Below are 25,081 nucleotides of genomic sequence, written 5' to 3'. Positions count from 1 at the left end.
GACCACGGTCCGGGACCAGGGCCCGACCAGGACCCTGGTCCTGGTCCGGGCCGGTCCCCTCGGCCGGTGTCCGCCACCCGGCCCGATGGGAGAATGGATCCACGAGGGCGGCCCCACGGCGGTCCGTGGGGAAAGGGCCGAGGAATGGGCACGCGTGCCGAGAGGCTGACGTGGACGCGCAACGACGCACTGGTGGCGGTCGGCGCGGCGGCCGTGGACCTCACGGGCTTCGCCCTCGACACCCAGTTCGAGGGCGCTCCGCTGGGGGTCACCGCCGCGTTCCTCGTACTGGCCTCCGCCCTGGCCCTGCTGGCCCGGCGCCGCCACCCCGTCGTGACGCTCGCGGTCGTACTGGTCCTCGGTGCGGTGGTGAACCTGGCCACGTCGGTCTCCCCGCACTTCGGACTCACCCCGGCCGTCGCCCTGTACTCGGTCGCCGTGGCCTGCCGGACGCCCGCGGTGGTGTGCGCAGCCCTGGTGACACCGCCGATGACCAGCCTGGGACAGGGCGGCCGGCTCCTCGACCCCGGCTACGGCCTCCTCGCCAACACGGCCGCGACCCTGCTCGTCGTCACCACCGGCCTCGTGGCCCGGCGCTGGCAGGTGGAGACCGAGGCCAAGCGGGCCCTGCTCGCCGAACGGGCGGTGGCCGAGGAACGCCGCCGCATCGCGCGGGAGCTGCACGACATCGTCGCCCACCACATCACCACCATGCAGCTCATGGCCGGCGGGGCCCGGGCCAACCTCGCCCACGACCCCGGGGCCGCCCGCGAGGCCCTGGTGACCCTGGAGGACTCCGGGCGGATGGCCCTCGGCGAGATGCGGCAGCTGCTCGACGTCCTGCGGGCCGGGGAGGAACCGGAGACCGCCGTGCCGGCCCCGCAACCCGGAGCCGGGGACCTGGAACGGATCGTCACGGAGTCCCGGGCCGCCGGGATGGACACCGAACTCACCGTGAGCGGCCCCGCCCGCCCGCTGCCGCCCACCGTCGGCCTGACGGTGTTCCGGGTCGTCCAGGAAGCCCTGACCAACGCCCGCAAGCACGCCGGGAACGCCCCGGCCCGGGTGAGGCTGACGTACCGTCCGGACGAGATCGCCGTGGAGGTCTGCGACGAGGGCCCCGCCGACGGCTCCGCCCGGCGCCCGTACCGCGGCGGCGGGTACGGCCTGATCGGCATGCGGGAACGCGTCGCCCTGCACGGCGGCGCCCTGGAGGCCGCACCCCGCGAGGAGGGCGGCTTCCGGGTCGCGGTCCGGCTCCCCGTACCGGCAGCCCCCGAAGCGCACCACCAACCCCACCCGCAACGAGAGGAACACCGCCGATGATCCGCGTGCTGATCGCCGACGACCAGCCGCTGGTACGGCGGGGCCTGGCCCTGATCCTCGCCCCCGACCCGCACGTCGAGGTCGTCGGCGAGGCCGCGGACGGCGCCGAGGCCGTGGCCCTCGCCCAGGAGCTGCGCCCCGACGTGGTCGTCATGGACATCCGCATGCCGGTGCTCGACGGAGTGGCCGCCACCGCGCGGCTGGCCGAAGTCCGGCCCGGGTCCCGGGTGCTCGCGCTGAGCACCTTCGACATGGACGAGTACGTGGTCGCCGCCCTGCGCGCCGGCGCCTACGGCTTCCTGCCCAAGGACGTCTCCCCGGAGGAGCTGATCGCGGCCGTCCGCACCGTCCACGCCGGCGAGGCCGCCGTCGCGCCGAGGCTGCTGACCCGGCTGATCTCCACCTACGTACGGACCGCCCCGCGCGAGCCCCGGCCCGCCCCGGCGGCGCCCGACGGACTCACCCCGCGCGAGCTGGAGATCTGGCGGCTGCTCGCCCGCGGCCTGGACAACGCCGCGATAGCCGAGGAGCTGGAGATCAGCGTCTCGACCGTCAAGAACCACATCACCGCCGTCTTCGGGAAGCTGGGCGTACGGGACCGGGCCCAAGCGGTGATCGCCGCGTACGAGACGGGGCTGGTCGAGGCCGAGCGGAGGAGCGCTTGATCACCAAGTGCCCGCAGACACCCGGAATCCCCCTGGCAGTCGCACGCCTGACCAGCCAGAACACTGGATGATCCGCCGGTGCGCGGGGGGCTCCCCGCATGGCACAGTGCCAGGAGCACAGCCGCCGGACCAGGGAGCCCCCATGCGTGATCCGCACACCGCGCCGCCGGTACGCGCCGCGGCGGCCACGTGCCGGACCGAACCGGGCCCGGCCTCCCCGCTGCCGGCCTGCCCGCGGTGCGCGGACGCGCCGGAGCGGATCTCCTGGCGCCAGCGCCCGGGCGAACCGGTCGTCCTGGTCTTCGAGCCCTGCGGCCACCGCTGGACGTCCCCCGCCCCGCCCGTGCTGGCCGTCACCCTCCCCTGAGGCCTGTCTGCCAACGCCTCCGCGGCGACCTCGTATCCTGCACCTGAACACCTCTGAGCAGCAACGAACGGGAGAAACCTGATGGACGTGCAGCACTTCGAGCGGATCACCGCGTTCATCGAGGCCCGGCTGACCCCCCTGTTCGACGCCGAGACCGGCAGCGAGCGCGGCTTCGCGATGGACGACACCTCCCGGGCCCTGCGCGCGCTGCGCAACAGCGTGCTGGAGGCCTCCGCCGTCAAGGGGCTCATCGAGACGCGGGAGACCGCCGAGCCGCTCCTGCGCAAGGTCATCGACCAGTCGGTCGAGCACCACTGGGACGTGCTGCGCGGCATCGCCCGCCAGTGGGAGGACCACGCCGACTTCCAGCGGGAGTTCAAGCGCCACGCGTGGGAGCTCGACGGGGTCCCCGCCTCCGTGTGAGCGCGGACGCCCGGGGCGCCCGACCGCCGGGCGGCTACCGGCTGGGCGCGCCGCCGATCAGGTAGCCGATGCGGCGCTCCAGCCCGCCCCAGCGCCGGTCGTGCCGGTAGGCGCGCTTGATGGTCCGGGCCCGGGTCCTGGGGCGGTGCCCGTAGAAGCGGCGCGCCCACGGCGAGGCCGGGCGGGCCAGCCGCACCGCCGCGAACAGGGCGATCATCGGGACGACCATCCCGAACACCGCGAGCCGGGGCTTGCCCTTGAACAGCGCCACGGCGGTCAGCAGCAGGTTGAACAGCACGGTGGCGCCGAGGAACAGACGGTTCGCCTGCTGGTCCTCGGTCAGGCCGTCCACGCCCAGCGGCAGGAACCCGCACAGCAGCAGCCCCGCCAGGGCGGAGGTCATGACCACCACCTCGATGCTGAGGGTGCCCTCCTCGGTCCAGTAGACGTCGCTCAGGTGCAGGATCAGCGCGAACTCGTCCAGGACCAGGCCCGTGCCCATCCCGAACAGCACGGCCGCCACCCAGGAACCCCACCCCGTCCGGCCGCCCGCGATCGCGGTGAAGCCGCCGACGGTCATCAGGATCACCCCGGGGACGCAGTGGTGCACGTGCAGGCCGCCGGGGGTGACGTTCCGGAAGGGCCCCTTGCCGGCCCGGATCATCCGGGTGATGACGCGGGTCACCGCGAAGGTCACGACGAACGCCGACAGTGCCAGGAGCAGGGGCAGTTTCCCCGGCTCCTGGATGTTGCGGTACCACCAGTCGCCCATGCCGTCACCCTCCCGGCCCCGGCCGTGCCGCGCACCGTGAGGACCGCCGTTCGGGCGCCCCGGGGGAGGGCGGGGTCAGGCCTTCGCGTCCGCCGGCTGCGGCTGCGCCTCCCGGGCGGCCCTGCGACGCAGCGCGTCCTCGTCGGTGTCCGCGTCGTAGGAGACCAGCTTCGGCAGCAGCGCGGCCAGCAGGGCCACGGACGCCACGCACGCGAGCCCGCCGCTCCAGAACGCCGGCCGCGTCCCGGTCCAGCCGGCCATGGTGCCCGCCCGGACCTGTCCGAGCTGCGGCCCGACGCTGTACGAGAGCACCTCGATCCCCGCGAGCCGCCCCCGCAGCTCCTCCGGGATCGTCTGGTTCCAGATCGTGGACCGGCCGAGCGCGCTCAGCATGTCGCCGGCGCCCGCCGCCGCGAGGCAGAGCAGCACCAGCCAGATGTTCGAGAACCAGCCCGCCGCCGCGATCGCGAGGCCCCAGGCGGCGGCCCCGAAGACCACCAGCAGCCCGTGTTTGCGCACCCCCGACACCCAGCCGCTGGTCAGCCCCAGCACCAGAGAGCCCACCGCGCCCGCCGCGTACATCAGGCCCAGGGCCCACACGGCGTCCAGCTCGTCGGCCAGGAACGGGAAGATCGTGTTCGGGAACGCGAAGAACATGGCCGCCAGGTCGACGGCGTACGTGCCCAGCAGCACCGGCCGGCTCCACGCGTACCGGGCGCCCTCGGCGATGGCCCGCAGCGAGGGCCGCTCCGCGGCCCCGGCCGGCGGCGCCGGGCTGAGCCGCGCGCACAGGACCACCGAGACGGCGAAGCCCGCGACGGTCACCGCGTACGCGGACGCGTAGCCGGCGTACGCCACGACCACGCCGGCCAGCGCCGGACCGGCGATCGCCCCGAACTGGTAGCGCAGCGCGTTGAGCGCGGCGGCGGCGCTCAGCTGGTCGTGCGGCACGATCCGCGCCATCAGCGAGTCCAGCGCCGGACGCTGGAGCCCCGTCAGCGCCGACACCCCGGCCGCCACCACGTACAGCGGCCACAGCAGCGGATCCGGCAGCAGCGAGTTCACCAGCAGCACCAGCGCGAGCACCCCGAGCCCCGCCTCCGTCAGCAGGATCAGCCGCCGCCGGTCCACCGCGTCGGCCAGCGCCCCGCCGTACAGCCCGCAGACCACCAGCGGGACCAGCTCCACCGCGCCCATGGCACCGACCGCCAGCGGCGAGTCCGTCAGGTGCTTGATCTGGAGCGGCAGGGCGATCATCGCCATGAAGGAGCCGAAGAAGGTGACCGTGCCCTGGAAGAACAGCAGCCGGAAGTCACGGCCGGAACGCCAGGGGGACAGGTCGGGCAGTACGGAGGACAGACGGGATTTGCTCACGAGGGGCCATGCTGCGCGCCCGCCGGACACCCGGGCAACGCATTTTCGCCCCGGACGGGTCAAATCGGCCCCCGGCGCGTGGCAGCGGCCACCGCCCGTGGCACCCATGGGTCATGCCGCCGGTGTCCCCGTTCCTGCGTACGGCCGCCGCCTACGCATGGCGCCTGCTGGTCGTCGGCGTCGCCGTCTACGCGGTGTTCTCGCTGCTCGGGCGCTTCCACGAGATCGGCGTGGCGCTCTTCCTCGGCCTCGTCGTCACCGCCCTGCTGTCGCCGCCCACCCGCGGCCTGGCCCGGATCCTGCCCCGCCCCGCCGCCGTCGCGGTCACCCTCATCGGGAGCACCGTCCTGCTGCTGGGAATCCTCGCGCTGGTCGGCGAAGCGGTGGCGGGGGAGAGCACCACCCTGGTCCGGGAGTTCCGCGAGGGCCTCGCCAGCATCGAGAAATGGCTGGAGCGGCCGCCCTTCCGGCTGGACCCGGGGGCGCTCACCGGCCTCCAGGCCAAGATCGGCGAGTACTTCTCCACCCACCGCTCGACCCTGCTGAGCACGGCGGTGAGCGGAGCCGGCCACGTGGTGCAGGTGCTCACCGTACTGGCGCTCGCGGTGTTCTCCTCGGTCTTCTTCCTGCACGGCGGCGGCCGCCAGTGGGCCTGGTTCTGCGCCCAGCTGCCCGAGCGGGCGCGCGGCCGCACGGCCCTCGCCGGAATCGCGGCCTGGCGTACGTTCACCGGGTACACGCACGGGATCGTGCTGGTCGCGGCGACAAACGCGGTGCTCGTCGGGGTGGCGCTGTACTTCCTCGGGGTCCCGCTCGCCCTCCCGCTCGCCCTGCTGGAGTTCTTCGCGGCCTTCGTCCCCCTGGTGGGATCCCCCGTCGCCCTCGCGGTCGCCGCGGTGGTGGCGCTGGCGGCGCGCGGGCCGGTCATCGCGGCGGTCGTGATCGCGCTGATCGTGGTGATCGGGCAGATCGAGGGGCACCTGCTGCACCCCCTGGTGATGAGCTGGGCCGTGCGGCTGCACCCGCTGGTGGTGGCGGTCTCGGTGATCGCGGGGGCCATCGCGGCGGGAGTGGTCGGCGCGGTGGTCGCCGTCCCGCTGGTCTCGGTGGCCTGGTCGGTCCGCTGCGCCCTGCGCTCCGAGGCCGGCGAGCCGGGGGACGAACCGCGGCCGGACCGGGAGCCCGAGCCGGAGCCCCGCCCGGACGGCTGATCGCCCCCTGCGCGTCTACCGTAGGACGTGGAGGTGGTTGCCATGGCAGAGCACGCCGCCGGTGCGGCGGCGCGGGAGCTGGAGGACGGCCGGCTGCTCAAGGAGCTGGAGACCATCCACCGCACGCGCCACGAGACACTGCTGCACGGCTCGGACGACGCGCTGGCCACGCACACCCAGCGGCTGAAGGAGCTGGAGGACGAGTACGTGCGCCGCCACCCGCAGCGCGCCCCCACCGCGGCCCGCACCCGCTCCGGGGCCCGCGCCCGCACGGCGGGCGAGGACTGAGCGAGCCCCCGGAAACTGGTCCGCCCCGCGAATGCGCGGGGCGGCAGTGGGCTTGTGCCCGACGGCGGCCGGGTGAAACCCGGAAGGCGGGCGGATCCCCGCGATCCCCTGACGGACCCCTGGACGAGTCGACCCCTGCATGAGTCAGCTTTGCTTCGAGTGAGACATCTTTGTATCATTCGAGGCGACGGAGACTCATCAAGATGCCTGCTCGTCACGGCCGCGGGCGCCCCCTCGAACGGAATCCCATGCACACCCCCACGCGGGACCCCCGCCGCTGGATCGTCCTCGCGATCCTCTCCGGCAGCCTCCTGCTCATCTCCATGGACACCACGATCCTCAACGTGGCCTTCCCCTCGCTCGTCGCCGACCTCCAGCCCGGCGCCGTGCAGCAGCTGTGGATCATCGACGTCTACGCCCTCGCCCTGTCCGGACTGCTCGTCACCGCCGGCGCCCTCGGCGACCGATGGGGTCGCAAGCGGCTGCTCATGGCGGGCTTCGGCATCTTCTCCGCCGCCTCGCTGATCGCCGTGTTCTCCACCGAGGCCTGGCACGTGATCGCGGCCCGCGCCCTCCTCGGCGTCGGCGGCGCGGCGATCATGCCCGCCACCCTGTCGATCCTGCGCAGCGTCTTCACCGACGCCAGGGAGCGCGCCTTCGCCCTCGCCGTCTGGGCCGCCGTGTTCGGCGGCGGCATGGCCTTCGGCCCCGTCGTCGGCGGCCTCCTCGTCCAGGACCACGGCTGGCACTCCGCCTTCCTCCTGAACCTCCCCGTCGCCGCCCTGATCGTCGCGGCCGGCCTGCGCTACCTCCCCGAATCGCGCGCCCCGCGCGGCGACGGCGCCTGGGACTGGTGGGGCGTCGCCCAGTCCGTCGTCGGCATGCTCGCCCTCGCGGGCGGCATCAAGCAGCTCGGCAAGAGCGGCATCGCCGACCCGCTGCCCTGGGCCCTGCTCGCCGTCGCCGCCGTCGCGCTCACCGTGTTCGTCCGCCGCCAGCTGCGCCTGGACAACCCGCTGCTCCAGGTGCGGCTGTTCGCCAAGCCCGCCTTCAGCGTCGCCGCCACCGCGATCTTCCTCCCGATGGTCGGCATGGGCGCGATCCTCTTCCTCGTCACCCAGTGGTTCCAGTACGGCCAGGGCTACACCCCGCTGGAGGCCGGGCTGCGGCTGCTGCCCGCCCCGCTGGCGCTGATCTGCGCGTCGATGGTGGCGCCGGCGCTCATGCACCGCTACCCGATACGTCACGTACTGGGCGCCGGACTCGTCGTCCTCGCGGCCGGCATGGCGATGCCCTGGACCGTCCAGCAGTTCACCGAGCTCGGCTACCCGGCCTTCGCGGCGGGCCTGACCGTGATGGGGCTGGGCGCCGGCGTCGCGACCACGGTGGCCTCCGTCACCCTGGTCTCCGCAGCGCCGGCCGACCAGGTCTCCAGCGCGGCCGCCATCGAGGAGACCTGCTACGAACTGGGCTCCGCGATGGGCGTCGCCATCCTCGGCAGCACCGCCGCCGCCCTCTACCGGGGCAACCTGCCGGTGCTCGACCTCGACGGCCCCGCCGCGAGCGCCGTACGCGACTCGGTCGGCGAAGCGGCGCACACCGCCGAGCGGCTCGGCGGCGCGGTCGGCCAGGCCCTCCTGGAGACCGCCGCGCACGCCTACACCCTGGCGATCACCCCGGCCTTCCTGTTGGCCGGAGCCCTGGCAGTCGCCGCCGCGGCCACCACCTGGACGCTGATCCCGCGCGACCTCCAGCCCACCGAGAACCACTGACCCGCCGGCCCCCGCTCCCGGCGCGGCCCCCTCAGCGGGGCGGCGCCGGGAGCGGGGCCAGGTGCGCCGGGGCCGCCGGAGCCGGGCCCAGGGTGGTCGTGCCCGGCGCCGCCCGGTACCCGAGCCCGGTTCGGTAGGCGTCCATCGCCGCCTCCGTACGCCCCGACCGGCGCAGCAGGTCTCCCAGCAGCCGGCACAGGTCGGCCAGGTCCCCGCCCGCCCCGCTGCGCTCCAGCAGCGCCAGCGCCCGTACGTAGTGCTCCTCGGCCGCCTCGGTGTCCCCGCGCTCCTGCGCGATCAGCCCCAGCAGCCGGTGCGCACCGCCCGCGTGCACCGCGCCCGGCCCCGAACCCTCCTCCAGCAGCCCCGAGACCAGCTGGGCGGCCTCCTCGTACCGGCCCAGGCGCCGCAGCACATCGGCCAGCTCCACCTCCACCTGCGCGGTGAACAGCGCCGCCCGCCGCGCCGTCAGCATCTCCCGGGCGGTCCGCAACTCCCGCTCGGCCGCGCCCAGTTCCCCGTGCTGCGCCTGGACGTAGCCGCGCATCCAGTGGCAGTGCGCCAGATCGGTCCGCAGCCGCAGCTGCCGGTAGACCGCCTGGGCCTTCGCGAGCGAGGCGTCCGCATCGGCCACCCGGCCCTCGGCCAGGAAGGTCCGCGCCACCTGCCGGTGCATCCCCGCCACCAGCGCCGGATCCCCGACCTGCGGAGCCAGTGCCAGCGCCAGCTCCGCCGCGTGGGCGGCGCGGGCGTGGGCGCCCATGTCGATGTACGGGCCGATGACCGCCGAGTACAGCAGCACCAGGGCCTCCGGGTCGCCGAGCCCGCCCGCGTTCAGCGCGTCGATCGCCGACTCCAGCAGGTAGCAGGCGTACCGCAGCTCCCCGGCCAGCAGGTGGGCGACCGCGCGGCCCCGGATCGGCCGGGCCCGGCGGGGCAGCGGCTCGTCCGCCAGCAGCAGCTCCGCCGCCTCGAAGTGCGCCGCGGCCCCGGCCAGTTCCCCGGACTCCAGCGCGCAGTCGCCGAGCCCGAGCAGCGCCTCGGCCCGCTCGTCGGCCAGGCCCAGCCGCTCGGCCTCGGCCAGCAGCCGCCGGAAGTGCGCCGACGCCTCCTGCGCGGAGCCGGTGGCCAGGGTGCGCTGGGCGTCGGTCAGGGCGAGCCGCAGCTCGGTGGCCAAGTGCGCCGGACGCCCGGTGGCGAGCTCCTCGTACGAGGTGCCGAGCCGCCCGGCGAGGAAGCGCAGCGCGGTCTCGGAGGGCCGTACCTTGCCCGCCTCCAGGGTGGACACGTACGCCGGGGTGTACGCGGGCTCCGCCAACTGCCGCTGGGTCAGACCGCGTTCGCCGCGCAGTCGCTGCACCCGGCGTCCGATCTCGGCCGGTTCGTCCATGAACTCCCCCTGTTGTCACCCTGGATGTCTCAACTCCCCAGTATCGAAGGGGATTCGACCATTGCGCACGACCCGGCGCGCCGCCTAGTTTAAGCAGCCTGTTCAGCGGATTTAATCCACCGCTTAACGTCCCGCTCGACTCCTTTCCCCCACGGAGGACTTCATGAGGCGAACCGTCCGGCCGGCCCTGCGCACGGCGCTCGCCGCGGTCTGCGCGTGCGCCGCGCTGCTGGCCGCCGCCACCGCGCCCGCGGCCGCCGACCCGCCCCGGCCGGCGGGTGTCCGGGTCGAGATACCCGGGCCGGAACACGGCGGCGACGCCGGATCCGGCCACGCCCTGGTACCGGCAGCGGGGCGTGCCAAGGCCGCGCCCCGCCTCTCCGAGGCCGCGCGCGCCGCCGACGGCCAGGTCACCAAGATGATCGACAACGGCTCCACCGGGGACCGGCTCGACGTGGTCGTCGTCGGCGACGGCTACACCGCGGGCGAACTGGACCGCTTCCACTCCGACGCCCGGGCCAAGTGGGCCGAGGTCACCGCCGTCGAGCCGTACACCACCTACCGCGACCTGTTCAACGTCTGGACCGTGGACGCGGTCTCCGCGCAGTCCGGGGTCTCCGGCGACCCGGGCCCGGACACCGTCCGGGACACCGCGCTCGGCTCCTACTTCTGGTGCGAGTCCATCGAGCGGCTGCTGTGCGTGGACCAGCCCAAGGTGGACGCGTACGTCGCGAAGGCGCCCGCCGCCGACCTGGTCATCGTCCTGGCCAACAGCGCCAAGTACGGCGGCGCGGGATACAACGAGCCCAGCGCGGCCCTCGGCTACGAGGGCATCTCCACCGCCTCCGCCGGCCACCCCAAGTCCGGGCAGGTGGCCATCCACGAGACCGGCCACTCGCTCGGCAAGCTCGCCGACGAGTACTTCTACCCGGGCGTCCCCGGCTACGAGAAGTACACCGGCCCCGAGCCCGCCGACACCAACACCTCCACCCTCGACGCCACCCGGATGGCGGCGGAGCGGGCCAAGTGGTACCGCTGGCTCGGCGAGACCTCCCCCGACGGCGGCACCGTCGGCGCGTACGAGGGCGGCGGCTACTACGTCACCGGCCTCTACCGGCCCACCGACAACTCCCTGATGAGGGTCCTCGGCAAGCCCTTCAACCTCCCCGGGGTCGAGGCGATGATCGCCGGCTTCCACCGGCACGCCCGCCTGGCCACCCCGCTCACCCCCACCGACCGCACCCTGCGGCTGAGGCACACCGCCAGGGCCGCCGTCCCCACCCTCCACGGGCCCGACGGGCGGCAGCCGGAGGTCCGCTGGTACCTCGACGGCCGCGAACTCAAGCGCCTCGCGGGACGCACCGAGGTCCGGGTGGCCGAGCTGTGGCTGCTCGACCTGCGCGGCCACAGGCTGTCGGTGAGCGTCACGGACCGCACCCCTTCGGTCCGCGACCCCGAGACCGCCCGCGCCCTGACCTCCACCCTGGCCTGGGACGTCCGGCTCTAGGGGGCGTCTTGTGGATCGGGCCGGGCCCCGTCGGAGGTCTCCTCAGAACGAGGCCGCGTACCCCCAGAAGGCGCGCATCACCGCCGGCGGGGTGGGCCCGGCCAGCTCCAGCTGGGTCAGCAGGACGGAGACGGCACCGGTGGCCGGGACGACGTGCCAGGACGTGCCCGTGCCACCGACCCAGCCGAAGCGGCCCGGCACGTTCCACGGATCCCGCCGCTCCACGTCGACGGAGCCGCCGAAACCCCAGCCCTGGCCCTCCAGGAACAGTTCCGCTCCCGCCCGCTGACCGGGCGTCAGCCAGTCGGTGGTCATCTGCCGGACCGCCCCGGGCGACAGCACCGCCCGCCCGTCGCCGGCCCGCCCTCCGGCGAGCAGCATCCGGCCGAAGGCGTACAGGTCCCCGACGGTGGAGACCAGCCCGCCCGCCCCGGACGGGAACGCCGGCGGCCGGCTCCACTGCCCGTCCGGGGCGTCGACCAGCCGGAGCGGAGCACCGGCGGCCCCGGCGCGGTAGCAGGACGTGAACCGGCCCAGCGCCTCCCGGGGCACCCGGAAGCCGGTGTCGGCCATGCCGAGCGGCCCGAGGATCCGCTCCGCCAGGTACTCGGGCAGGCCGCGCCCCGAAACCCGTGCGACCAGCACGCCCAGGATGTCGGAGCAGGTGTTGTACAGCCAGGCCTCGCCCGGCTGGCGCAGCATCGGGATCCGGGAGAGCGCGGCCAGCCACGCGTCCGGCGCCGGGACCTCCTGCGGCCGCGCCGGCCCCTGCCCCAGCTCCTCGAGCAGCAGCCTGACCGCCGGGTACGAGAAGTCCGACGGGAAGCCGTACCCGGCCCGGAAGGTCAGCAGGTCCTCCACCGTGACCGGCCGCGCCGCCGGGACCACGTCGTCCACCGGCCCGTCCGGGGTGCGCACGACCACCGGCGCCGCCAGCTCCGGCAGCCAGCGCCGGACCTCGCCGTCCAGTGCCGTCAGCCCGTCGTCGACCAGGGCCAGCGCCGCCGCGGCGACCACCGGCTTGGTGAGGGAAGCGATCCGGAAGACGGAGTCCGGGGCCATCGGAGTGCCGCCGTCCGCCCCGGCCGAGCCGAGCGCCTCGGCCTCGACCCGGTTCCCGCGCGCCACCAGCGCCACCGCCCCAGGCAGCGAGCCGTCCCGTACCGGCGGCAGCAGCACCTCGCGCAGCCCGCTCGTCATGAACCATCCTTCGGCGCAGGGGACTTGGGGAACGTCACGGTGTCCCAGAGGGCACAGTGGTGCGCGGCCGCCGCATCGACCGGGCGGATCCCTCCCGGGCCCGGAGCCAGCTCCAGCACGGAGGGGGCCGCCGGCGTGAACCGGGGCCAGCCGGGGGCGCCCGGCGCATCCGGTGTCCCCGTGCGGGCGAAACGCGTCCAGTAGCCCGTCATCCGCCCGGACAGGGCCCGCTGCGGCTCCGTCAGCCCGACCGTCGTGAACAGGTAGGGCAGTTCGAAGCCGTGCGCCGCCCCGAACGGGAAGCCCGCGAGTTCGGGCAGCCCCAGGAAGTTGGGCGCCCCGCCGTCGCTGAAGAGGTAGCCGTACACCGGCACGTGCCGCGACAGCGCCCGGCCGTCCCGCAGCGTCGGACAGGTGAAGGAGGCGTCGGAGAGCAGCGCGGCCCAGGCCAGCGCGGGCGTCGCGAAGGCACCCGCCGGATAGGCCGCCGCCACGGCGGGGGCCGCCGCGCCGAACGAGTTCCGCAGCCGCTCCCGGTAACCCTGCTCGCCGTCCACCGGATACACCGTCAGAGCCTGCGACAGGAAGAGCCGCATCTCGTCGCGGTTGCTGCCCTGCATCACCGGCACCCGGTGGAACCGCCCCGCCGCCAGCGCCCGGACCGGCTCCAGCGGCAGCAGGGCGTTGCCGTACGCGACCCCCGAGAACCGCTCCATCAGCTCCGCCGTCAGCAGCCGGCCCGTGTCCAGCCCGCGCAGGCAGTCCAGTACGCGGCCCGCCGGCCGGCCGCCGCATCCGAGGGCGTCCGCCGCCGCCGTGCCGGCCGCGACCGTGCGCTCCTCGGGCACGAAGGGCTCGTAGGTCCCCACCGCCGGCAGCAGGGCGTACGGCGGCATCGTCGTCGAGCAGGAGCCGCTCTGCACGATCGCCCGGTGGAAGAGGCCCGCCGAGGCGGGGGAGGCCAGGTGGGCGCAGACGCTGAGCCCGCCCGCCGACTCGCCGAAGACGGTGACCCGCCCCGGATCACCCCCGAAGCCGGCCGCGTTCGCCCGTACCCAGCGCAGCGCCGCCTGCTGGTCGGCGAGCCCGAAGTCCGGTGCGCCGCCCAGCTCCGGGTGGCCGAAGAAGCCGAAGACGCCGAGCCGGTAGTTGACCGTGACCACCACCGCCCCGCCCGCCACCGCCAGCGGGTCCGGCCGGTACTCGTCCCCCGAGCCGAAGCGGAAGCCGCCGCCGTGGAACCACACCATCACCGGCCGCGCCCGCCCCCCTCCCGCCGGGGCGGTGACGTTCAGGAACAGGCAGTCCTCCGAGCCGCCCGGCCCGCCCGGCCCGAACGCCGGCAGCTGAGCGCAGCGCGCCCCCGGCGCCCCGGCGTCGAGGACCCCCGCCCGCCGCGGCGCGGCCCGCGGCGGCCGCCAGCGCAGCGGCCCGGTCGGCGCGGCCGCGTACGGGATTCCCTCGAACGTGTCGTACGGCCCGTGCGCGCGGCCCCGTACGGGTCCCTCGGCGGTCCGTACGACCGGCCGCTCGCCGGCTCCGGCCATCGCCACGGCGGCGGGCGGCCCCGAACCGGCGGCGCAGAGCATGAGCAGGACCAGCGCGGGCAGCAGCCCGCGCCGGAGGCGCCCGCTGCGGGCGAGACGGGGATCCGGCACGGCTGCGTCCCTCCTCGACGGGTCGGTCAGGCCACTGTGCGCGCCCCCGCCACCCCGGGCCCCCCTCGGCCCCGGCGTGTCCGGCGCGGGGCGGGGACACGCCGGGGGAGCCCCCCGTTTGCCCGCCCCGAATGGCGCAGTCGTGGCCGGTGCCGCTGAATGTAACAAAGCGTGCGATTCCCATGACGCACGATGACCGGCGCGCGATGTGTAGACCCGCGCGTCGGCGAACGGAGCTTTCCATGAATGACCCCAGCACCCTCGCGGCGACGGACAACGGCGACCGCGACGGGCTCCCCGCCACCCCGGACCCCACCGACGGCCCCGCGACCTCCGTGCCCCCCACCCCCGACGCAGCCCCGGACGCAGCCCCGGGCCTGCCGTCCGCCGGCCCGGCCCCCGCCGAGCCGGACCGCGGGCCCCGCCCCGAGACCCGCCCCGACCCGCACCCCGAGCCGATCCGCACCCTGCTGGAGACGGCGGCCACCTGCCGCCCCGTCGAGGAAGTCACCGCGCTGGTCAGCCTCCTGAAGGAGAGCGGCCGGCTCGACAGCCCGGGGCACGACGCGCTCCGCGCCGCCGCCGTCACCCGGCCCGTCGACGACGTCCGCCACATGGTCGCCCTGCTGGGCGAGCACCCCCTGGAGGAGGCCGAGGCCGACATCACCCTGCGGGCGGCGGCCGTCGGCCGGCCCATCGAGGACGTGGCCCTGCTGGCCGGCATCCTCGGCCCCGACGGCACCCCCCGCACGGACCGGCCCCCCGCGCGGGCGGCCCTGCCCCCGCCGCCGCAGGACCCGCCGGCGGCACCCGCGGCGGAGCCGGTGCGGGCCCCCGCCGCGCCGGTGCCGGCGGCCGTCGCCGCGCCGGAGCGGGCCGGGGCCGACCGGGCGCCGGCCGAGACGGACCGGCCCCGGCCCGCCGCGGCCCCGGCGCCGGGCGCGCTGGGACACGTACTGCGTTGGCCGACCGCCGCCGCCCTGCTGCTGTGCGGGGTCCTCCACCTCCCCGGCAACCCGGCCCGGCCGCCGGCGCCCGAATCCCTGGCACCGCTCGCGGTGTCCCTGCTCTGCCTGGCGCTCGGAGCCCTGCTGGCCGTACGCGACACCCCGGCGGTCTGGCGTACGGCGGCGGTGGCCTCGCTCGCCGTGGTCACCCTGCACATCGTGGGCGGCCTGGTGTTCTTCGACCCGCTCGACGGCGCGCTCGGCGGCCCGTACGCCTGGTCCGGGGTCGCCGTCGTGCTCTGCGCCGGAGCCGGTGCGGTCCTGGCCGGCCTGGCCTGAAGTACCGCCGCCCGCCCGCCGGCACGGGAGGCTGACCCGCCCTGACCACCCACCGGTGCCCCGGCCGCACACCGCGCGGCCGGGGCACCGGCCTGTCCGGACAACACACCTAGGCCGCGGTCCAGGCGAGCAGCCGGTCGGCGGTCCAGGTGTTGACCACCCTCTCCTCCGGCACCCCGCACTCCACCGCCCGTTCGCAGCCCAGGATCTGCCAGTCCAGCTGGCCCGGGGCGTGCGCGTCGGTGTCGACCGCGAAGAGGGTGCCCGCCGCGACGGCCAGCCGCAGCAGCCGCCGGGGCGGATCGAGGCGCTCGGGGCGGCTGTTGATCTCCACGGCCGTGCCGGAATCCGCGCACGCGGCGAAGACCGCCTCGGCGTCGAACGCGGACTCGGGGCGGGTCCGGCCCGTCACCAGCCGCCCCGTGCAGTGCCCGAGGACGTCCAGCAACGGGTTGCGCACGGCCTTGAGCAGCCGCCGCGTCATGGCGGGCGACTCCATCCGCAGCTTCGAGTGGACGGACCCGACCACCAGGTCGAGGCGTTCCAGCAGCTCCGGCTCCTGGTCGAGCGAGCCGTCGAGGAGGATGTCGCACTCGATGCCGGTGAGCAGCCGGAACGGCGCCCACTGCTCGTTCAGTTCCGCCACCACCCGCAGCTGTTCGCGCAGCCGCTCCGGCGACAGCCCCCGCGCGACCTTCAGGCTCGGCGAATGGTCCGTCAGCACCGCCCACTCGTGCCCCAGCCCGGCGGCGGCCCGCCCCATCGCCTCGATCGGGCTCCCGCCGTCGGACCAGTCCGAGTGCAGGTGGCAGTCCCCGCGCAGGGCGGCGCGCAGCGCGGTGGCGGCGGGAGATGCGGGCGGGCCCTGCGGCATCGCCGCGGCCTCCTCCTCCAGGGCGCCCAGGTACTCGGGGATCCCGCCGGCCACCGCCTCGCGCACCACCTTGGCGGTCTTCGGGCCGATGCCCTTGACCGCCTCCAGGGATCCGGCCGCGGCGCGTTCGGCGGTCTCCCGCTCGCCCAGGTGGGCCACGGCCGCCGCCGCCGTACGGAAGGCCCGCACCCGGTAGGTCGGTGCCTGCGCACGCTCCAGCAGGAACGCGATCCGGTCCAGTGCCGCCACCGGGTCCATGGCGTACCTCCTCCCGGCCACAGCACCAGTCTCCCCGCGGCTCCGGGCACCGGCGAGCGGACCCGTCAGCGCGCGCCGTCCTCCGGTCCGGGCGCGACGACCCGCTCCGTGAGCGTGAACAGGGCGCCGTCCGGGTCCCGCAGCAGGATGGAGCGCTCGGCGCCGTCCGAGGTGAACACCGACACGGTGCGCCCGCCGAGGTCGAGGGCCGACTCGACGGCGGCGTCCAGGTCCGCCACCCGGAAGTGCACGTGCCAGCGGGGCCGGGTGTGCGGGGCGTAGGCGCCCGGCTCCACCGGGCCGCTGTCCAGCCGGGCGACCGGCTCCCCGCCCTGCCGCAGGACGACCCGCTCCTCCTCGTACGAGACCTCGCAGCACCCCTCGCGCCCCGTGGCCCACTCCAGCACCTCGCCGTAGAACAGCGCGGCGTCGAAGGCGTTCCGGGTCCGCAGCTCCAGCCAGGCCGGGGCCGGCCCCACGCCCACCCGCCAGCCCGAGGAGACGGGCCCCTGCCAGACCCCGAAGACGGCGCCGTCCGGGTCGGCGACCAGCGCGGCCCGCCCGCCCCCGGGGAAGGAGACCGGGCCCACGGCCACCGTGCCGACGCGCTCGCGGATCCGGGAGGCCGCCACGTCCACGTCGTCGACCGCGAAGTACGGGGTCCAGGCCACCGCCACCGCCAGGTCCGTGGCCAGCGCCCCGATCCCGGCGACCGGTACGCCGTCCAGCACGGCCACCGAGAAGGCCGAGCCCAGCCGGGCCCGGCGGAAGCTCCACCCCACGACCGCCGCGTAGAAGCGCTGGGACGCCTCCAGGTCGCGGGCCATCAGACTCACCCAGCAGGGGGCTCCGAAGACGTCCTTCGCAGAAATTTCCACACCACAAGGAGTAGCGTCCGCGCCCCCTCACCGCACCGCAGGCGCGCCCGCGGGTCACCACCAGTACGAGGGGTACCTCGGAGCGGTGCGGCGGATGCGGGAACCGGCGTAACCGGTGAGGACCAGCAGCACGGCCGACCCGACGAGCAGCGGGACGAACCGGGCGGGCGCCGGGGTCTGGAGCACGATCACCACGGCGGTGGCCACCGCCGGGGAGTGCGGGGTGCGGGCCAGCGTCAGCAGGGCCAGGGTCAGCCCGGCCGCCAGGGCCGCGGCCCAGGCGCTGCTGCCCGCCACGGCCAGGACCGCGAAACCGGCAGCCGCGCCGATCAGGTGCCCGATGACCACCCCGCGCGGCTGGGCCAGCGGCAGGGTGGGGGCGCTGTGCACCAGTGCGGCGCTCGCGGCCAGCGGGGGTATCAGGACCGGTTCGTGGATCATCGCGCCGATCCCGACGAGGCCCAGCAGCACGGTGGTCGCGGCACTGACGCTGTGGACGGCGGCGGCCGTGCTCGGCCGGGCGGGGGCCCGGGGGGTGATCAGCCGCCTGCGCGGGGAGGGGACGGGAGCGGGGGCCGGAGCTCCGGGACTGGCGGCGGTGGTGCTGGGGTGCATGCGGGGGCAGGCTTCCGGTACGGGCGGGGCGGGGAGGCAGGAGCGGCCGTGCCTGGACGGTGATCGACCGCCGGCCGGGCCTCGCGCCCGTTCCGGGTGAGGACGGCGCAATCCGGACACGACCCTATCGCCCGGGCATCCGGGGGTGGCCGCCGGGGTGCGGCGGGAGGAACCGCAGGCAGTCGGAGCACAAAGAGCGGATCGGCCGGAAACGGCCGGCCGTGATCGTGTATGACTGCGGAGGCACGAGCTCGCGGCAGGGAAGGACCAGCAATGACGACGCACCCCCATCTCGCCGGGATCCTCACGGACCTCGACGCGCTGATCGCCGAAGCCCCAGCCGACGCGACCGGCGCCCTGTGGCGGCTGACCGGAACCGGGCGCGGCCTGGACTCCAACCTGGTCCGGCTGCGTCCCGGAGCGGCCATCGCGGAGCACGCCGAGCCCGCCCTCGACGTCCTGCTCGTCGTCGTGGAGGGCGGCGGCCGGATCGACACCGAGGACGGCCCGCACCGGCTGCGCCCGCACACCGCCTGCTGGCTCGCGCGCGGCGCCCGGCGCTCCCTGACCGCCGGTCCGCAGGGACTGACGTACCTCACCGTCCACACCCGGCGCCCCGGCCTCGGGATCGGCACCCCCGGCCGGGCGGCCGGCGCCGCCGAGGGCGGGGAGACGGCGTGCCTGCTGCACCGGGTCTGCCCCGACTGCGGCCGGCTGGCCACCGAGGCCGCCGCGCGCTACTGCTCCCGCTGCGGCACCGCTCTGCCCGACTGACCCCGTACGCCCGGCCCCCCTTTCCCGGAAGGCAGGTCCCATGCCCCGTACCCAGGTTCCCGTCATCGACCTCGGGCCGTGGCGCTCCGGCGAGCCCGCCGCCCGCGCCCGGACCGCCGCCCGCGTCGACGAGGCGCTGCGGGCGGCCGGCTTCCTGCTGGTCACCGGACACGGGGTGGATCCGGAGCTGCCCTCCCGGATCCGGGAGGCCGCCCGCGCGTTCTTCAGGCTGCCGCCGGAGGCGAAGGAGCCGTACGCGGTCAGCGTCGGCGGGCGCGGCTGGCTCGGACCCGGCGCGGAGGCCAACAGCTACGCGGAGGGGACGGCCTCGCCGCCCGACCTGAAGGAGTCCTGGTCCTGCGCGGCCGAGGACCCGACGGGGGTTCCCTCGGTGGACGCCGAGTGGTTCCGCCCCAACACCTGGCCCGCCGAGGTGCCGGGGCTGCGGCCGCTGGTGGCCGAGTACCTGGCCGCGATGCGGGCCCTCTCGGACGAACTGCTGGAGCTGCTGGCGGTGGCGCTGGCGCTGCCCGAGGACCACTTCACCCGGCACACCGGCCACCCCACCTGGGGGTTCAACGTCAACTGGTACCCGGGCGCAGAGGTGACCGGCGAGCCGCTGCCCGGGCAGTTCCGCATCGGTCCGCACACCGACTTCGGGACGGTGACCGTCCTGGACCGCGAGCCGGGGGCGGGCGGCCTCCAGATCCACACCGACGAAGGGGGCTGGCAGGACGCCCCCTGGGAGCCGGGGGCCCTCACCGTCAACATCGGCGACCTGCTGGCCCGCTGGACCGGCGACCGCTGGCGGGCCGGCCGCCACCGGGTGCTGCCGCCGCCCGCGCACGCCCCGGCCGAGGAGCTGATCTCGCTGGTCTACTTCTACGAGTGCGACGCGCACACCCGGGTCGAGTCCCTGCCCGCCCCGGTCGGCAGGGTGGCCCACGAGCCGGTCGACTCGCACGTCTACCTGCGCGCGAAGCTCGACGCCATCACGGTGCCCTGAGGGCGGCTCCCGGCCCGTGCGGGGCGGGGCCGATTACCCCTGGTCGGACCCCGTTCGGCAGGATGTGCGCATGACCGAGATCCGCACCCCCCGCCTCCTCCTCCGCCGCTGGACCGACGACGACCTCGTCCCCCTTTCGGAGATCAACGCAGACCCGGACGTGATGCGCTGGATCGGCGACGGCTCCGCGCTCGACCTGGAGCAGACCGCCGAGGCCATCGAGGCCTGGGAGGAAGAGTGGGACGACGAGGGCTTCGGCCTGTTCGCCGTCGAGCTCCTCGCCTCCGGCGAGCTGATCGGCGCCGTCGGGCTGTCCGCCGCCGACGACCTGCCCGAGACGCGCCACCAGGTGCAGATCAGCTGGCGCCTCGGCCGGGCCTTCTGGGGCCAGGGCTACGCCTCCGAGGCGGCTCAGGCGACCCTGGAGTTCGCCCTCCAGGACCGCGGCCTCGACCGGGTCGTCGCCGTCAACCGGATCGGCAACGAGGAGTCCGGGAACGTGATCCGCAAGCTCGGCATGGAGAGCGACGGAGAGGCCTCCGACCCGGAGACCGGGGCCCGGCTCACCCTCCACAGCATCGACCTCACCGAGTACGAGGGCTGAGCGTCCCCAAAGCCGGACTTTGGCAGGCCATAAGATCCGATTATGGGGCCATAACCCGGGGGCGGGTGCCGGGTTAGGCAGGCCTTAGTTTAGGGTTTCCTTGATCAGTCAGATTGTCGGTCGAAGGGAACCCTGTCATGCCTCGCTCTCTGCGGGTAGCAATCGTCGGTACCGGTCCCGCCGGTATTTACGCGGCCGACGCGCTGCTGAAGTCCGAGGCTGCGGCCGACCCCGGCGTGTCCATCGACCTCTTCGAGCGGATGCCCGCGCCCTTCGGCCTGATCCGCTACGGCGTCGCCCCCGACCACCCGCGGATCAAGGGCATCATCACCGCCCTGCACCAGGTGCTCGACAAGCCGCAGGTCCGCCTCTTCGGCAACGTGGACTACCCGAACGACATCTCGCTCGACGAGCTGCACGCCTTCTACGACGCCGTCATCTTCTCCACCGGCGCCACCGCGGACCGCGCGCTCAGCATCCCGGGCGTGGACCTCGACGGCTCCTACGGCGCGGCCGACTTCGTCTCCTGGTACGACGGCCACCCCGACGTACCGCGCACCTGGCCGCTGGAGGCCGAGAAGGTCGCGGTCCTCGGCGTCGGCAACGTCGCCCTCGACGTCGCCCGCATCCTCGCCAAGACCGCCGACGAGCTGCTCCCGACGGAGATCCCGCCGAACGTCTACGACGGCCTCAAGGCCAACAAGGCCTTGGAGGTCCACGTCTTCGGCCGCCGCGGCCCGGCCCAGGCGAAGTTCAGCCCGATGGAGCTGCGCGAGCTCGACCACTCGCCCAACATCGAGGTCATCGTCAACCCCGAGGACATCGAGTACGACGAGGGCTCGATCGCCGAGCGGCGCAAGAACAAGCAGACCGACATGGTCGCCAAGACCCTGGAGAACTGGGCGATCCGCGACACCGGCGACCGCCCCCACAAGCTGTTCCTGCACTTCTTCGAGTCCCCGTCCGAGGTCCTCGGCGAGGACGGCAAGGTCGTCGGCCTGCGCACCGAGCGCACCGAGCTGGACGGCACCGGCAACGTCAAGGGCACCGGCCGGTTCACCACCTGGGACGTCCAGTCCGTCTACCGGGCCGTCGGCTACCTCTCCGACGAACTGCCCAAGCTGCCCTGGGACGTGGAGTCGGGCACGGTGCCGGACGAGGGCGGCCGCGTGATCGAGAACGGCGAGCACCTCGCCTCGACGTACGTCACCGGCTGGATCCGGCGCGGCCCGATCGGTCTGATCGGCCACACCAAGGGCGACGCGAACGAGACGGTCGCCAACCTGCTGGCCGACCACGCCGAGGGGCGCCTGCTCACCCCGGCCGCCCCCGAGCCGGAGGCGGTCGAGGCCTTCCTCGCGGAGCGGCAGGTCCGCTACACGACCTGGGACGGCTGGTACAAGCTGGACGCCGCCGAGAAGGCGCTGGGCGAGCCGCAGGGCCGCGAGCGCGTGAAGATCGTGGAGCGCGGGGAGATGCTCGACGCGAGCGGCGCCTGAGACGCGTGTGGGGCCCGCCGCCGGCGGGCCCCACACGCGTGTCCGGGGTCAGTCCCGGATCGCGGTGATCTTCCTGGTCGCGAGGTCGGCCTGTACCTGGAACGTGGTGGTGGTGTTGCCGCTCCAGGTCAGGGTGACCGCGGCGTTGGTCTTGCCCATCCCGCTGTCGACCGACGTCACCTTCCACTTGAGCGGTACGTTCTGCGCGCGCAGCACCCCGTCGGCGTGGTTGGCGTCCTCCCACTGCCTCAGCTCCCGCTGGAGGGGCTCGGAGAGGTAGAAGGCGCGCAGCCGGTCGGCCGTCGCGCCGTCCCCGTCGTACACCGCGTCGACGTACGAGCCGTAGAAGTCGGCGATCCGGGTGAACGCCCCCTCCGGGCTGCCGGAGACGGACGGCGGCGCGGCCGCGGTGGCGGAGGTGCCGGCGGCGAGGGCGAAGGAGAGGGCGGCCGCCCCCGCGGTTGCGGCGAGGGCGATGGACGTGACGCGCTTGGTCGGGAGCTGGAACATGGGTCGGTGCCTTTCCCCGGGATCACGTGCCGGTACGGTTCCCGGCTGCCCTGGATGACGGGCACCGGCCGCCCGGCGGTTCTACTTGTCCGGGAAATGGCGAGATTTCGCCCGTACGGGCGATCCGTCCCCGGAGTCCGCGCGGCGGCGGAATGCGGCGGCCCGGCCGGAGGTTGCGACGGACGCGACATCCGATTCCGCACTGGAGGGCTCATGAAGATCGGCATCATCGGCGCCGGCAACATCGGCGGCAACCTCACCCGCCGGCTCACCTCGCTCGGACACCAGGTCTCCGTCGCGAACTCCCGGGGGCCGCAGACCCTGACCGCCCTCGCCGAGGAGACCGGGGCGGCCGCGGTCACCGTCGTCGAGGCGGCGCGCGGCGCCGAGATCGTGGTGGTCACCATCCCCTTCAAGAACATCCCGGACCTGCCCGCCGGGCTCTTCGACGGGGCGGCCGAGGGCTTCGCCGTCATCGACACCGGCAACTACTACCCCAAGCACCGCGACGGCCGGATCGCCGGCGTCGAGGACGAGGGCCTGACCGAGAGCCGCTGGACCGAGCGCCATCTGGGGCACCCGGTGGTCAAGGCCTTCAACGGCACCTACGCGGCCGACATCATCGACCGGCCGCTGCCCGCCGGGCACCCCGAGCGGATCGCCGTCCCCGTCGCCGGCGACCACGAGGAGGCCAAGAAGGCGGTCCGCGCGCTCATCGACGAGCTCGGATTCGACACCGTCGACGCGGGCGGCCTCGACGAGTCCTGGCGCCAGCAGCCCGACACCCCCGTCTACGGGCTGCGCGGCGGCGTCGAGGCCGTGACCCGGGCCCTGGCCGAGGCCTCGCCCGTCCGCACGGCCGAGTTCCGCGGCTGATTTCCGTACACCCGATCGACGTAACGCTCTGCATTTATGCAGTGGCCCTGTGCTACGGTCCTGGCAGTTGCAGGTGTGATTCCCAGAGATCTTCGGACGGGGTCAATCAACACGGCGACGCCGGGTCCGCACAGTGCGGTTCCGGGTACGGCCCCGAAGGAGAATCGATATGGCGTCCGGCACCGTGAAGTGGTTCAACGCGGAAAAGGGCTTCGGCTTCATCGAGCAGGACGGCGGCGGCGCCGACGTGTTCGCCCACTACTCGAACATCGCCACCCAGGGCTACCGCGAGCTCCAGGAGGGCCAGAAGGTGAACTTCGACGTCACCCAGGGCCAGAAGGGCCCGCAGGCCGAGAACATCGTGCCCGCCTGAGCCTCCGGCCGGCTTCCCCGCGGCGCCGGGGTCCGCACCAGTGGGTGCGGACCCCGGCGCCGTGCGTTCGGGCCGATTCGGGCCCGGGGCACGGGCCCAGCGGGCAGACTGTGCGTCGTGACGACAATGAGCAAAGGCGCCAACCTCCCGGTGGCCGCCACCTCCGTCAGAGCCGTGCTCGGCTGGTCCGCCGGGCCGGGAGTGCCCGACGTGGACGCCTCCGCGCTGCTCCTGGCCGGCACCGGACGGGTCCGCTCCGACGGGGACTTCGTCTTCTACAACCAGCCCCGCCACGCCTCCGGAGCCGTACGCCATCTCGGCAAGCGGCCCGGCGCGGACACCCTCGACGTCGACCTCGCCGCCCTGGAAGGGGACATCGAGCGGGTCGTGCTCTGCGCCTCCGCCGACGGCGGCACCTTCGGCCGGGTCCCGGGGCTGAACCTGTGCCTGCTCGACGCCGTCTCCGGTGCCGAACTGGCCCGCTTCGACATGGAGGCCGGGCCGGAGACCGCCTTCGTGAGCGGCGAGCTCTACCGGCGGGCCGGGGCGTGGAAGTTCCGGGCCGTCGGCCAGGGGTACGCGAGCGGGCTCGCGGGACTCGCGACCGACTACGGCATCACCGTGGACGACGCCCCGCCGCCCGCCCGGGCCCCGGTACGTGCCCCCGAGCCGGCCCCCGCGCCCGCCCCGGCCCCCGCGCCCGCCCCGGCCCCCGCGCCCGCCGCCGGTGAGGCGGTCGTACGGCTCGTCAAGGGCGAGGAGTGGCTCCCCGAGGACATGCGGGGACGCCTGTCGCTGCGCAAGAAGCAGGTCGCCGTCAGCCTGAGCAAGGCCGGCGCCCAGGGGGTCACGGCCCGGGTGGTCCTCGTCCTCGACGCCTCCGGATCGATGAGCACCCTCTACGCGCGCGGCACCGTCGCGAGCGTGGTGGAGCGGATGGTGGCCGTCGCCGTGCAGCTCGACGACGACGGCGAGATGCAGGCCTGGACCTTCGCCACCAACCCGGCCCGGCTGCCCGACCTCGCCGTCGGCGACCTGCCCGAGTGGCTGCGCCTGCACGTACGCGTCGGCCAGATGAGCCTCTTCGGCCGCAAGAAGCCGCCCAAGGGCCTGGTCCCCGGTCAGGTCGACATGCGGCACGTCGGCTTCCAGAACGAGGAGCAGAAGGTCATCGCCGAGGTACGGGACTTCGTACGCTCCCACCCGGTGCCGGCCCCGACCCTGGTCCTGTTCTTCTCCGACGGCGGCGTGTACCGCAACGCCGAGATCGAGCGGGAGCTGCGCGCGGCCGTGGAGGAGCCGGTGTTCTGGCAGTTCGTCGGACTCGGCCGGGCCGGCTTCGGCGTACTGGAGCGCTTCGACACCATGCCCGGGCGGCGCGTCGACAACGTCGGCTTCTTCGCCGTCGACGACATCGACAAGGTCTCGGACCAGGACCTGTACGACCGCCTCCTGTCGGAGTTCCCCTCCTGGCTGCGCGCGGCCCGGCAGGCGGGCATCCTGCGCTGATCCGCCCTCCGCCCGGCCGGGCCGGGTCACGCTCCGTCTGGGCCCCGGGCAGGAGGCCGGCCACAA

25 protein-coding genes are annotated in these 25,081 nt (G+C 74.7%); 16 read left to right on the top strand and 9 right to left on the bottom strand.

The features are described from left to right. Window positions 1-144 precede the first annotated feature (144 nt). The 4 genes from ACZ597_RS18935 (at window position 145) to ACZ597_RS18920 (ending at window position 2,781) form a co-directional block, all read left to right on the top strand. Window positions 145-1,326 (top strand): sensor histidine kinase, encoded by a 1,182-nt coding sequence (locus ACZ597_RS18935; RefSeq protein WP_471331162.1) that lies wholly within the window; start codon window positions 145-147, stop codon window positions 1,324-1,326. Further along, a complete protein-coding gene (locus ACZ597_RS18930; protein WP_471331159.1) occupies window positions 1,323-1,991 on the top strand; it encodes a response regulator in 669 nt (222 codons plus the stop codon). Before ACZ597_RS18935 ends, ACZ597_RS18930 begins: the two co-directional genes overlap by 4 nt. A 142-nt stretch (window positions 1,992-2,133) precedes the next feature. Further along, the gene (locus ACZ597_RS18925) at window positions 2,134-2,358 is read left to right on the top strand and encodes a hypothetical protein (RefSeq protein WP_471331158.1); all 225 of its coding nucleotides are present in this window, start codon (window positions 2,134-2,136) and stop codon (window positions 2,356-2,358) included. A gap of 81 nt (window positions 2,359-2,439) precedes the next feature. Then, window positions 2,440-2,781, top strand: a complete 342-nt coding sequence (locus ACZ597_RS18920; RefSeq protein ID WP_471331156.1) for a hypothetical protein — start codon at window positions 2,440-2,442, stop codon at window positions 2,779-2,781. A 34-nt stretch (window positions 2,782-2,815) separates the two neighbouring features. Here ACZ597_RS18920 and ACZ597_RS18915 read toward each other — a convergent pair whose 3' ends face one another. Together ACZ597_RS18915 and ACZ597_RS18910 are read right to left on the bottom strand one after the other, a co-directional pair. After that, window positions 2,816-3,553, bottom strand: coding sequence for a hypothetical protein (locus ACZ597_RS18915; RefSeq protein WP_471331154.1), 738 nt, complete (start codon window positions 3,551-3,553; stop codon window positions 2,816-2,818). Between the two features lie 75 nt (window positions 3,554-3,628). Further along, window positions 3,629-4,927 carry an MFS transporter gene (locus ACZ597_RS18910; RefSeq protein WP_471331151.1) on the bottom strand — a complete coding sequence of 433 codons (1,299 nt, stop codon included), beginning with the start codon at window positions 4,925-4,927 and terminating at the stop codon, window positions 3,629-3,631. A gap of 113 nt (window positions 4,928-5,040) precedes the next feature. Here ACZ597_RS18910 and ACZ597_RS18905 point away from each other — a divergent pair, with 113 nt between their 5' ends. From ACZ597_RS18905 to ACZ597_RS18895, 3 genes are all read left to right on the top strand, one after another. After that, a complete protein-coding gene (locus ACZ597_RS18905) occupies window positions 5,041-6,138 on the top strand; it encodes an AI-2E family transporter (protein ID WP_471331149.1) in 1,098 nt (365 codons plus the stop codon). 42 nt (window positions 6,139-6,180) lie between these two features. After that, window positions 6,181-6,426, top strand: a complete 246-nt coding sequence (locus ACZ597_RS18900) for a DUF6158 family protein (protein ID WP_469112029.1) — start codon at window positions 6,181-6,183, stop codon at window positions 6,424-6,426. Window positions 6,427-6,674: 248 nt separating this feature from the next. Beyond that, window positions 6,675-8,198: an MFS transporter gene (locus ACZ597_RS18895; protein ID WP_471331146.1), complete on the top strand. Its 1,524-nt coding sequence runs from the start codon at window positions 6,675-6,677 to the stop codon at window positions 8,196-8,198. 31 nt (window positions 8,199-8,229) lie between these two features. Here the strand turns inward: ACZ597_RS18895 and ACZ597_RS18890 are convergent, their stop codons facing one another. After that, entirely contained in the window at window positions 8,230-9,588 is a 1,359-nt protein-coding gene (locus tag ACZ597_RS18890) for a tetratricopeptide repeat protein (protein WP_471331144.1), read from the bottom strand. Between the two features lie 163 nt (window positions 9,589-9,751). On the opposite strand from ACZ597_RS18890, the gene ACZ597_RS18885 reads away from it, so the two are divergent. Continuing rightward, entirely contained in the window at window positions 9,752-11,095 is a 1,344-nt protein-coding gene (locus ACZ597_RS18885) for a M64 family metallopeptidase (RefSeq protein ID WP_471331141.1), read from the top strand. 42 nt (window positions 11,096-11,137) lie between these two features. On the opposite strand, the gene ACZ597_RS18880 is transcribed toward ACZ597_RS18885, so the two are convergent. Together ACZ597_RS18880 and ACZ597_RS18875 are read right to left on the bottom strand one after the other, a co-directional pair. Further along, complete coding sequence (locus ACZ597_RS18880; protein ID WP_471331138.1) at window positions 11,138-12,295, bottom strand: serine hydrolase domain-containing protein; 1,158 nt, start codon at window positions 12,293-12,295, stop codon at window positions 11,138-11,140. Then, the gene (locus ACZ597_RS18875) at window positions 12,292-13,953 is read right to left on the bottom strand and encodes a carboxylesterase/lipase family protein (RefSeq protein WP_471331135.1); all 1,662 of its coding nucleotides are present in this window, start codon (window positions 13,951-13,953) and stop codon (window positions 12,292-12,294) included. The genes ACZ597_RS18880 and ACZ597_RS18875 overlap by 4 nt, the downstream gene beginning before the upstream one ends. A 242-nt stretch (window positions 13,954-14,195) precedes the next feature. Between ACZ597_RS18875 and ACZ597_RS18870 the strand changes: the two genes are divergently transcribed. After that, entirely contained in the window at window positions 14,196-15,239 is a 1,044-nt protein-coding gene (locus tag ACZ597_RS18870; RefSeq protein ID WP_471331132.1) for a hypothetical protein, read from the top strand. A 109-nt stretch (window positions 15,240-15,348) separates the two neighbouring features. Here the strand turns inward: ACZ597_RS18870 and ACZ597_RS18865 are convergent, their stop codons facing one another. From ACZ597_RS18865 to ACZ597_RS18855, 3 genes are all read right to left on the bottom strand, one after another. Continuing rightward, entirely contained in the window at window positions 15,349-16,371 is a 1,023-nt protein-coding gene (locus ACZ597_RS18865; protein WP_471331129.1) for a PHP domain-containing protein, read from the bottom strand. Between the two features lie 65 nt (window positions 16,372-16,436). Next, the gene (locus tag ACZ597_RS18860; protein WP_471331354.1) at window positions 16,437-17,198 is read right to left on the bottom strand and encodes a VOC family protein; all 762 of its coding nucleotides are present in this window, start codon (window positions 17,196-17,198) and stop codon (window positions 16,437-16,439) included. A 105-nt stretch (window positions 17,199-17,303) separates the two neighbouring features. Then, window positions 17,304-17,864, bottom strand: a complete 561-nt coding sequence (locus ACZ597_RS18855) for an HPP family protein (protein ID WP_471331127.1) — start codon at window positions 17,862-17,864, stop codon at window positions 17,304-17,306. Between the two features lie 273 nt (window positions 17,865-18,137). Here ACZ597_RS18855 and ACZ597_RS18850 point away from each other — a divergent pair, with 273 nt between their 5' ends. From ACZ597_RS18850 to ACZ597_RS18835, 4 genes are all read left to right on the top strand, one after another. After that, a complete protein-coding gene (locus tag ACZ597_RS18850) occupies window positions 18,138-18,638 on the top strand; it encodes a cupin domain-containing protein (RefSeq protein ID WP_471331124.1) in 501 nt (166 codons plus the stop codon). Between the two features lie 40 nt (window positions 18,639-18,678). Continuing rightward, a complete protein-coding gene (locus ACZ597_RS18845) occupies window positions 18,679-19,644 on the top strand; it encodes an isopenicillin N synthase family dioxygenase (RefSeq protein ID WP_471331121.1) in 966 nt (321 codons plus the stop codon). Window positions 19,645-19,714: 70 nt separating this feature from the next. Then, window positions 19,715-20,248 carry a GNAT family N-acetyltransferase gene (locus ACZ597_RS18840; protein WP_471331118.1) on the top strand — a complete coding sequence of 178 codons (534 nt, stop codon included), beginning with the start codon at window positions 19,715-19,717 and terminating at the stop codon, window positions 20,246-20,248. A gap of 137 nt (window positions 20,249-20,385) precedes the next feature. Then, window positions 20,386-21,747 (top strand): FAD-dependent oxidoreductase, encoded by a 1,362-nt coding sequence (locus ACZ597_RS18835; protein WP_471331115.1) that lies wholly within the window; start codon window positions 20,386-20,388, stop codon window positions 21,745-21,747. Window positions 21,748-21,795: 48 nt separating this feature from the next. Here the strand turns inward: ACZ597_RS18835 and ACZ597_RS18830 are convergent, their stop codons facing one another. Further along, complete coding sequence (locus ACZ597_RS18830; protein ID WP_471331112.1) at window positions 21,796-22,257, bottom strand: hypothetical protein; 462 nt, start codon at window positions 22,255-22,257, stop codon at window positions 21,796-21,798. A gap of 213 nt (window positions 22,258-22,470) precedes the next feature. Between ACZ597_RS18830 and ACZ597_RS18825 the strand changes: the two genes are divergently transcribed. The 3 genes from ACZ597_RS18825 (at window position 22,471) to ACZ597_RS18815 (ending at window position 25,015) form a co-directional block, all read left to right on the top strand. Next, window positions 22,471-23,133 carry an NADPH-dependent F420 reductase gene (locus tag ACZ597_RS18825; protein WP_471331109.1) on the top strand — a complete coding sequence of 221 codons (663 nt, stop codon included), beginning with the start codon at window positions 22,471-22,473 and terminating at the stop codon, window positions 23,131-23,133. Window positions 23,134-23,302: 169 nt separating this feature from the next. Then, window positions 23,303-23,506, top strand: coding sequence for a cold-shock protein (locus ACZ597_RS18820; RefSeq protein ID WP_007268031.1), 204 nt, complete (start codon window positions 23,303-23,305; stop codon window positions 23,504-23,506). Between the two features lie 126 nt (window positions 23,507-23,632). Next, a complete protein-coding gene (locus tag ACZ597_RS18815; protein WP_471331351.1) occupies window positions 23,633-25,015 on the top strand; it encodes a VWA domain-containing protein in 1,383 nt (460 codons plus the stop codon). Window positions 25,016-25,081 lie beyond the last annotated feature (66 nt).

The organism is Streptomyces sp. NPDC040718 (assembly GCF_055593565.1).
Note: the sequence above shows the minus strand (reverse complement) of the source record. Positions and strands in the feature narration are given on the sequence as shown.

What these genes read in the sequence shown, in the direction of transcription:
- ACZ597_RS18935 (WP_471331162.1), top strand. Translation starts at nt 145, where the DNA reads ATGGGCACGCGTGCCGAGAGGCTGACGTGGACGCGCAACGACGCACTG.
- ACZ597_RS18930 (WP_471331159.1), top strand. Translation starts at nt 1,323, where the DNA reads ATGATCCGCGTGCTGATCGCCGACGACCAGCCGCTGGTACGGCGGGGC.
- ACZ597_RS18925 (WP_471331158.1), top strand. Translation starts at nt 2,134, where the DNA reads ATGCGTGATCCGCACACCGCGCCGCCGGTACGCGCCGCGGCGGCCACG.
- ACZ597_RS18920 (WP_471331156.1), top strand. Translation starts at nt 2,440, where the DNA reads ATGGACGTGCAGCACTTCGAGCGGATCACCGCGTTCATCGAGGCCCGG.
- ACZ597_RS18915 (WP_471331154.1), bottom strand. Translation starts at nt 3,553, where the DNA reads ATGGGCGACTGGTGGTACCGCAACATCCAGGAGCCGGGGAAACTGCCC.
- ACZ597_RS18905 (WP_471331149.1), top strand. Translation starts at nt 5,041, where the DNA reads ATGCCGCCGGTGTCCCCGTTCCTGCGTACGGCCGCCGCCTACGCATGG.
- ACZ597_RS18900 (WP_469112029.1), top strand. Translation starts at nt 6,181, where the DNA reads ATGGCAGAGCACGCCGCCGGTGCGGCGGCGCGGGAGCTGGAGGACGGC.
- ACZ597_RS18895 (WP_471331146.1), top strand. Translation starts at nt 6,675, where the DNA reads ATGCACACCCCCACGCGGGACCCCCGCCGCTGGATCGTCCTCGCGATC.
- ACZ597_RS18890 (WP_471331144.1), bottom strand. Translation starts at nt 9,588, where the DNA reads ATGGACGAACCGGCCGAGATCGGACGCCGGGTGCAGCGACTGCGCGGC.
- ACZ597_RS18885 (WP_471331141.1), top strand. Translation starts at nt 9,752, where the DNA reads ATGAGGCGAACCGTCCGGCCGGCCCTGCGCACGGCGCTCGCCGCGGTC.
- ACZ597_RS18880 (WP_471331138.1), bottom strand. Translation starts at nt 12,295, where the DNA reads ATGACGAGCGGGCTGCGCGAGGTGCTGCTGCCGCCGGTACGGGACGGC.
- ACZ597_RS18870 (WP_471331132.1), top strand. Translation starts at nt 14,196, where the DNA reads ATGAATGACCCCAGCACCCTCGCGGCGACGGACAACGGCGACCGCGAC.
- ACZ597_RS18865 (WP_471331129.1), bottom strand. Translation starts at nt 16,371, where the DNA reads ATGGACCCGGTGGCGGCACTGGACCGGATCGCGTTCCTGCTGGAGCGT.
- ACZ597_RS18860 (WP_471331354.1), bottom strand. Translation starts at nt 17,198, where the DNA reads ATGGCCCGCGACCTGGAGGCGTCCCAGCGCTTCTACGCGGCGGTCGTG.
- ACZ597_RS18855 (WP_471331127.1), bottom strand. Translation starts at nt 17,864, where the DNA reads ATGCACCCCAGCACCACCGCCGCCAGTCCCGGAGCTCCGGCCCCCGCT.
- ACZ597_RS18850 (WP_471331124.1), top strand. Translation starts at nt 18,138, where the DNA reads ATGACGACGCACCCCCATCTCGCCGGGATCCTCACGGACCTCGACGCG.
- ACZ597_RS18845 (WP_471331121.1), top strand. Translation starts at nt 18,679, where the DNA reads ATGCCCCGTACCCAGGTTCCCGTCATCGACCTCGGGCCGTGGCGCTCC.
- ACZ597_RS18840 (WP_471331118.1), top strand. Translation starts at nt 19,715, where the DNA reads ATGACCGAGATCCGCACCCCCCGCCTCCTCCTCCGCCGCTGGACCGAC.
- ACZ597_RS18835 (WP_471331115.1), top strand. Translation starts at nt 20,386, where the DNA reads ATGCCTCGCTCTCTGCGGGTAGCAATCGTCGGTACCGGTCCCGCCGGT.
- ACZ597_RS18830 (WP_471331112.1), bottom strand. Translation starts at nt 22,257, where the DNA reads ATGTTCCAGCTCCCGACCAAGCGCGTCACGTCCATCGCCCTCGCCGCA.
- ACZ597_RS18825 (WP_471331109.1), top strand. Translation starts at nt 22,471, where the DNA reads ATGAAGATCGGCATCATCGGCGCCGGCAACATCGGCGGCAACCTCACC.
- ACZ597_RS18820 (WP_007268031.1), top strand. Translation starts at nt 23,303, where the DNA reads ATGGCGTCCGGCACCGTGAAGTGGTTCAACGCGGAAAAGGGCTTCGGC.
- ACZ597_RS18815 (WP_471331351.1), top strand. Translation starts at nt 23,633, where the DNA reads ATGAGCAAAGGCGCCAACCTCCCGGTGGCCGCCACCTCCGTCAGAGCC.